Origin of the sequence: Ramlibacter sp. (genome assembly GCF_035706265.1) — a bacterium.
GTDB lineage: Bacteria > Pseudomonadota > Gammaproteobacteria > Burkholderiales > Burkholderiaceae_C > Ramlibacter.
In genome coordinates this window covers 1-2,428 of record NZ_DASSVG010000359.1, presented here as the reverse complement: position 1 = coordinate 2,428, position 2,428 = coordinate 1, and the positions used below count along the sequence as shown (strand labels likewise).

Here is a 2,428-nt window from a genome sequence, read left to right as displayed (position 1 = left end):
CGGCGCGGAGGCCGCAGCGACGGGCGCCGGGGCCGAGGCCGCAGCAGCGGGGGCCGCTGCGGGCGGCAGCGCCGCCGCAGGCGCGGGCGCAGGCGCAGGAACCGGGGTTGCCTGCGCCACCACCGGGCCGCTGCGGCCCGTGGCCTGCTGGACGGTCTTCAGCCCTTCCTGGGCGAAGCGCGTCTTCTCGTGCGCGAGACCGTAGCGCGCGGTGTAGGCCAGCAGGCTCGCGCTGTACAAGCGTTCGGCGCGCCCGAACAGTTCCCTGGCCGGCTGCCCGCCGAACGCCGCCACGGTGGCGTAGTGGCGCGCGAGCTGGTACATGGCATCGGCCAGCGGCATGCCGTCGCCCGGCAGCAGGGCGGCGTTGCGGCAGGCATTGAGGAAGGTGATCTCGGCATCGCGCTGGCGCCCCGCGGCGGCGGCCTCCTTGCCTTCGAGGAGCAGGGAAGCGACTTCGGCCTCGCTCGCGCCGGCCGGCTCGCGCTGCAGGCTGGCCTGCCCGTCCTCGCTGCCCGTGCTGCCCAGGATCGGCGCCTGCCGGCATTCGCCGGCCGCTGCAGCCATGGAAGCCGACGTCGTCGCCGAGGCCGCCCCCATGCTGCGCGTGGCCAGCGGCGAGCCCGCACCGCTGCTGCCGAGCCATGCCATGACGCCGCCGGCGCCGGCGGCGATGCCGAGCGCCACGCCGGCAGCGAACAAGGAGCCTTTCTGCCAGGAGACCGCCATGGCCGCGAAGTTAGCGGCTCGCGCGCCGCCCGCAGGCGGGACGGCGGGGCGTCGCAGGGACAGACCGCTCCTACGGCGCGGCCTTGAGGCCCGTCAATATCCGCAGCCGCCGCCGCACTACCGTCGAAGCACGACCCGCAAGGAGCTCCCATGACGGCCGCCATCCGCCAGATCCTCGTCCACCTCGATCCCACCCGTGCCGCCGCCCGCCGGCTCGCCGCCGCCTGCCAGGCCGCCCAGGGATTCCAGGCCCCGTTGACGGCGCTCTATGCCGCCACGCCCGGCTTCGCCGCGCTGCCCTATGCGCCGGCGATCGGCGGCCCGGGCCTCGCTGGCTCGCTGCTGGATCTCGACGACCGTCGCCGGGCGCAGGCCCGCAAGGTGTTCGAGGAGGCGCGGCGCGCCAGCGACATGGATGTCGCGTGGGCGCAGACCAGCCGCGTGCCGATCGCCGAAGCGTTCGCGCAGCAGGCCCTTTTCGCCGACCTGGTGGTGCTGGGCCAGCACGACCCGGCCGACGAAGAGGTTGGCGCCGTGCCGGCGGACTTCGCCGAATCCGTGCTGCTCGCCTCGGGCCGGCCGGCGCTGGTGGTGCCGCACATCGGCGCGCCGGCCACGATCGGCAGCACGGTCGCGATCGCGTGGAAGGAGACGCCCGAAGCAGCGCGCGCGGTGTCGGCCGCCCTGCCCTGGCTGCGCAAGGCGCGGCGGGTGCACATCCTGAGCTGGGGCGAGGAGCCCGACGCCGGCGTCGGCGGCCAGCCGCTCGGCCTGGCCAGCTACCTCGCGTCGCACGGCGTGCCGTTCACGTGGGACCGAGCCGGTGCCGAACGCCAGCAGGTGGGCGAGCTGCTGCTCTCGCGCGCCTTCGACCTCGGCGCCGACCTGCTCGTGATGGGCTGCTACGGCCACAGCCGCGCCCGCGAGTGGATCCTCGGCGGCGCGACGCGGACGATCCTGCAGTCGATGACGCTGCCCGTCCTCATGGTGCACTAGCGTCATCCCCGCGCAGGCGGCGCGCAGGCGGGGACCCAGTGCACGCGCGCAGCGCCGTGAGTGCTGCGAGCCCGTCGGCTGGGCCGCTGGGGAAGCGCCGCGCGCCTCCTCCCTTACTTCCGGAGCCGGACAAACCCCCTCCGGGCCTGCATCGCGGCATGAATAGCCCGCGGCAGAAACCTGCTCCGCCCACCGCACGCACGGCGCAGCGCTGCGTCACGGTTCGTGGAGGACCGATCGCCCGTCCCTCCCACACTGCAGGCACAGGACGGATTTGTCCGCCTCCGGACACGACACGTCAGCGCTGGATCCGCGCGCGCTCCTCCTCCTGCAGCCGCAGCACCCGGCGCTGCACCTTGCCGGTGGTGGTCATGGGCAGCGCCTCGATGAACTCGATCTCCTTCGGGTACTCGTAGGGCGCGAGCTTGTCGCGCACGTGCGTCTGCAGTTCGGCGACGAGATCGGCGTCGAAGCTGGCCTGGCCACGGGTGGTGATCGCGCGCGCCTCGGCCACCTGCGGGGCCAGCACCACGTAGGCCTTCACCAGTGCGCCGCGCTCCGCGTCCGGCTTGGGCACCACGGCGGCGTTCACCACCGCCGGGTGCTTCACCAGGCAGTTCTCGATCTCGCTCGGCCCGATGCGGTAGCCGGCCGCCTTGAACACGTCGTCGGCGCGGCCCTGGTACCACAGGTAGCCTTCGGC

Annotated in this window: 3 protein-coding genes; 1 reads left to right on the top strand and 2 read right to left on the bottom strand. The window is 74.2% G+C overall.

The features are described 5' to 3' along the window. Positions 1–729: hypothetical protein (locus VFM98_RS13125; RefSeq protein WP_325110365.1), on the bottom strand; the 729-nt coding region annotated here is incomplete at its 3' end. Positions 730–879: 150 nt separating this feature from the next. On the opposite strand from VFM98_RS13125, the gene VFM98_RS13120 reads away from it, so the two are divergent. Next, on the top strand, positions 880–1,725 hold the full coding sequence (locus tag VFM98_RS13120) for a universal stress protein (RefSeq protein WP_325110364.1): 846 nt from the start codon (positions 880–882) through the stop codon (positions 1,723–1,725). A gap of 298 nt (positions 1,726–2,023) precedes the next feature. Here the strand turns inward: VFM98_RS13120 and VFM98_RS13115 are convergent. Next, positions 2,024–2,428, bottom strand: a 405-nt coding sequence (locus VFM98_RS13115) for an AMP-binding enzyme (protein WP_414709024.1), incomplete at its 5' end; no start/stop codon positions are given.

What these genes read in the sequence shown, in the direction of transcription:
- VFM98_RS13120 (WP_325110364.1), top strand. Translation starts at nt 880, where the DNA reads ATGACGGCCGCCATCCGCCAGATCCTCGTCCACCTCGATCCCACCCGT.